Annotated in this window: 3 protein-coding genes and 1 pseudogene; 2 read left to right on the forward strand and 2 right to left on the reverse strand. The window is 72.7% G+C overall.

The window, feature by feature from the left end; all coding sequences use genetic code 11:
* Positions 1 to 36 precede the first annotated feature (36 nt).
* Positions 37 to 1151 (reverse strand): annotated as a pseudogene (locus GUY60_RS35150) (FAD-dependent oxidoreductase).
* A 99-nt stretch (positions 1152 to 1250) separates the two neighbouring features.
* Between GUY60_RS35150 and GUY60_RS38425 the strand changes: the two are divergent.
* The gene (locus GUY60_RS38425; protein WP_188133216.1) at positions 1251 to 1550 is read left to right on the forward strand and encodes a siderophore-interacting protein; all 300 of its coding nucleotides are present in this window, start codon (positions 1251 to 1253) and stop codon (positions 1548 to 1550) included.
* A gap of 44 nt (positions 1551 to 1594) precedes the next feature.
* On the opposite strand, the gene GUY60_RS35160 is transcribed toward GUY60_RS38425, so the two are convergent.
* On the reverse strand, positions 1595 to 2965 hold the full coding sequence (locus GUY60_RS35160; protein WP_312866544.1) for an LPXTG cell wall anchor domain-containing protein: 1371 nt from the start codon (positions 2963 to 2965) through the stop codon (positions 1595 to 1597).
* A gap of 282 nt (positions 2966 to 3247) precedes the next feature.
* On the opposite strand from GUY60_RS35160, the gene GUY60_RS35165 reads away from it, so the two are divergent.
* Positions 3248 to 4153 (forward strand): hypothetical protein, encoded by a 906-nt coding sequence (locus GUY60_RS35165; RefSeq protein WP_161705395.1) that lies wholly within the window; start codon positions 3248 to 3250, stop codon positions 4151 to 4153.
* Positions 4154 to 4210: the final 57 nt, after the last annotated feature.

Genomic DNA, 4210 nt, shown 5'->3' on the forward strand with positions numbered 1-4210 from the left:
GGGACGGGGGGTCGCGAGGGACGGCCGGTCTTGGCGTCAGGCCTGGACCTCGTCGAAGAGGGCGACGGCCGCGGCGGGGTCAGGGCTGACGAGGCGTTCAAGCCCGGCCGCCGTGATCTCCGCCCACCTGGCGGCCCGCGCCCACATCCGCTCCTCGAAGGCGCGGACGGCGTCGTCCAGCTCTCCGGGGCCGTGGGCGGCGACGACAGCCTCGGCGAGCTCGGCACCCTCGAGCAGTGCGAGGTTCGCGCCCGCCCCGAGCGGGGGCATCAGGTGCGCGGCGTCGCCCAGGAGCGTCACGCCGGGGACGTGGGCCCAGGTGTGGGACACGGGCAGGGCGTAGAGGGGGCGGTCGACGAACGCGGTGCCGTGCCGGAGGAGGTCGAGGACGGGCGCGGCCCAGCCGTCGAACCGGGCCAGCAGGCGTGCCCGTACGGCCTCGACACCGGACGGATCAAGGTCCTTGTGGAGCTCCGTACGGAACTGGGCGTACACCTTGACGTGCCCGCCGCTGTTGCGTTGCGCGACGACTGCGCGGTTCACGCCGTACACGGCCACGGAACCGTCGCCGACCAGCCGGGCGAGGTCGGGGTGGCGGGGTCGACCTCGTCGAGGGAGGTCTCGACCAGGGTGACGCCGGTGTACCGAGGCGTCGCGGACGAGAGCGCAGGGCGGACCCGGGACCAGGCGCCGTCCGCCCCGATCACGAGGTCGAACGTCTCCTGCCGCCCGTCCGCGCAACGGGCAAGCACGCCGTCCCCGCCCTTCGGCACCACCTCCGTCACGGCCCATCCCCACCGCACGTCCAGCGGGCCGAGCAACAGGTCGCGGAGTTGCCCGCGGTCGATCTCGGGGTTGGCCCGCTCGTCCGGTCCGGGTCGCCAGTCACGGAGGACGGTCCCGTCCGGGTCCAGGATGCGCATGGCCTGCCCCTCGGGCCGGGCAAGCGCCAGGAACCCGTCCAGCAACCCGGCTTTCTCCAGGGCGAGTTGACCGAGCCCCTCGTGCAGGTCCAGGGTGCCGCCCGCCGGTCGGGCGTCGCGGGCGGGCTCGCGTTCGAGGACGGTGACGGGGTGCCCGTGACGGTGCAGCACACGGGCGAACGCGAGGCCGGCGGGGCCGCTGCCGATCACGGCGATACGGGGTCTCATGCCGACCCAACGTACGGACCCGCGGCGAGCCCGTCCCGCGCTTTCACCGAACCGGGACGATCGCGTGCGGGGACGATCGCTTGCGGGTGCGGGCGGCTCTTGAAGGCGACGGTGCTCCTCGAGGTCCCGTCGAGCGGCGACATCCGCCCCGTCGAGGCGCCCGAGGGGGCCGAGGTGCGGTGGCTGCCCCGCGACGACCACGACCGGACACCCGGCACGCTCGCCCTCGCCACCCTCACCGGCCCCGATCTGGCCGAGCCGCCGGGCTACGCCTGGGTGTGCGGCGAGAGTGCCCTCGCCACGGGGGCCCGCCGCCACCTCCACCGCGAACGGGGGTTGCCGAAGTCCGGCATCGCCTTCGTCGGCTACTGGCGCACCGGACGCTCGGCCCCCGGCTGAGCGTCCGGCAAGAAGAACGCCGGGCAACAGGCAGGCCCGTACGGTCAGTTGTCCGCCGCGACCTTGCGGCGCCGTACGACGAACACCGCGCCCGCGCCGAGCGCCACCGCGCCCGCACCCGCGAGCGCGAGCGGCAGTGAGGCCGAGGGCGCGCCCGTCGACGCGAGGTCACCCACCGGCTTCCCGGCGCCGCCCTGCGCGTCCGAGCCCTTGCCGTCGGCGGAACCCGAACCCGAACCCGCACCCGAGCCGGAGCCGGGGCCGGGGCCGGAGTCTGAGTCCGAACCCGTGCCCGACGCGCCGGAACCGGGACGCTCGTCGTCCCCCGCACCGGGCTTGCCCGGCTTCGCCTCGTCCACCGGACCCGGCTTGCTCCCGGCGGGCAGCACCTCGAAGTCGTACCGCTTCATCGGGCCGAGCACACACGGCCGGTACGCGTCGGAGGCGTCCGCGGCGAACAGCGCGAACCCGTCGCCCTTCGCCACCTTCGCGTCCACCGTCATCCGCATCGCGATGTCCTCGCGCTCACCCGGCGCCAACTCCTCGACACGGCCCAGGTGTTCGGCACCGTCACCCTTCAGGGTGTGCCAGGCCGAGCCGTCGGACCACTCGACCTTCGGCGTCTCGGCCCGCGCGTCCTTCAGGTGGACGCCGGTCAGCGGGTCGATGTCCAGGGTGCGCGTGGTGCCGTTGTCGATGCGGAACCGGAACTCCACCGGCTCACCCGCGACGACCTTCGCCGGGAGGTCCACCGCGACCGCGGTGAGCGCGTTCTCCCGGACACACTCCTTGGCCTCGGCGAGCGCCTTGTCGGCGGCCTCCTTGGCCTCGCGCGCCTCCGTCAACGCCTGCTTCACCAGGTGGTACTTCCGCACCGCCGCCACCCGCGCGTCATCAAGGTCGGTACGTGCCGTCTTGGCCTTCGCGCGCGCCGCGTCCAGGGTCTCGACCGCCTCGGCCCTCGCGGCCTCCGCCTCGTCGAGGGCCTTCTGCGCGGCGGCCTTCTCGGCCTCGCTCCCGGCCGCGTCGAGCGCGGACTTGGCGTCCTCGACGTCCCGGTCGGCCGCCGCCTTCGCGTCGGCGGCGTCCTCGGCGGCCTGCTGCGCGGTGCGCCACGCGGCGTTCAACGGGTGCGACTCGGAGTCCAGCGCGTCCAGCGTGGCGTCGACCTCCTTGCGCCCTTCCTGCTCGGCGGTGAACGCGTCGTCGTACGCCTTCTTCGCCGCGGCCGCCGCCTTCTGCAGCTCCTCGTACGTCGAGGGGCTCTGCGGGGCGGTCTGCGAGGCGGTCTGCGACGCGAGCCGGGGGTGTGCCGCGGGGTCGCTCAGGGCGGCCGCGGGTGTGGCGGCGAGCAGCGCGACGGGTGTCGTCACGGCGGCCGCGACGACAGCGGCGAGGGCACGGTTCAACGTCACTTGAGACCTTCCGGGTCGAGAGTGCGATGAGTGTAGGGCGGCCGTGACCTGCTGTTTCAGGGGTTTGCCGGCGCCTGGGACTTCGTCGATCAGGAAGAGGACCCAAGAAACGGACAATTATGGATGGTTGTGCACTCGGTGGTTGATTCTTCTGTGACTCATGCCTCACGCCGTTCTCGCACCACACATGGGTGAGGTAATGCCACTTCGAGGACACCGGGTGTACATGGGTGAGTAGCATCCGGGCAAACGACTCCAACAACCCGACGAAAGAGAGCCGTTGTGTCTGACGAGCAGCCCGCATCCTCGGTCCAGGATCGCTACGCCCCGCAGTTCGCCCAGGAGTTGGCGCGCAACGAGCAGGAGCAGAAGGAACTCGAGGAGCGACTTCGACAACTACGGGACGACCACACGGCGTTGAGCGGTCTGCTCGCGGCCCTCGACCATGAGACCACTCCTCGGGACCAGCCGGTCACCGCCCCCGCGCCCACCCCCGAGCCGGTGACCGACGAGGCCAAGCCGGCGGCCGAGTCCGTGCCGCAGCAGCGCCGCACCCGCAAGAAGGCGACCACCACCAAGGCGACCGCCGAGGCCACCACCACCCAGGCAACCCCCGCCAAGGCGGCCGCCACGGCGAAGAAGGCCACGGGTGCCAAGAAGGTGACGGGCACGAAGAAGGCCGCTGCGGCCAAGAAGCCCGCCACCAGCACGAAGGCCACCACGAAGGCCACGACGAAGGTAGCCAAGAAGGCCACCACCAAGGCCACCACCAAGACGGCCGCCAAGCCCGCCGCGAAGGCCGAAACTCCCGCGCCCAAGGCCGAACCCAAGGCCAAGAACGCCCTCACGCTTCAGGACGTCATCTCCGGGCTGCTCGTCGGGCACACCCCCGAGCGGCGCACCGTGCGCGAGATCTTCGACGAGCTGAAGCAGCACCACCCGGAGCGCGCGTCCAGCACGCAGTCGGTGCGCAACGCCCTCAACGGCCTGCTGCGCAAGGGTGCCATCGAGCGCGAGGAGAAGCAGGGCGCGGTGTGGTTCGGCGCGGCCAACGGCTCGTCCGCCGCCACCACGGCAGCGGCCACCACCAAGGCCGCACAGGCCACGACCACGCCCACCGAGCCCACCGAGCAGCCGGAGCAGCCCGCGCAGGCCGACGAGAAGGTCACGGCGCAGGCCAACGCGTAACTCCGCATCGGGTCTGCTCTGCTCCGACCCGCGCCCGTGCTGCCCCCGACTCGGGGC

The organism is Streptomyces boluensis (assembly GCF_009908195.1).
Lineage (GTDB): Bacteria > Actinomycetota > Actinomycetes > Streptomycetales > Streptomycetaceae > Streptomyces > Streptomyces boluensis.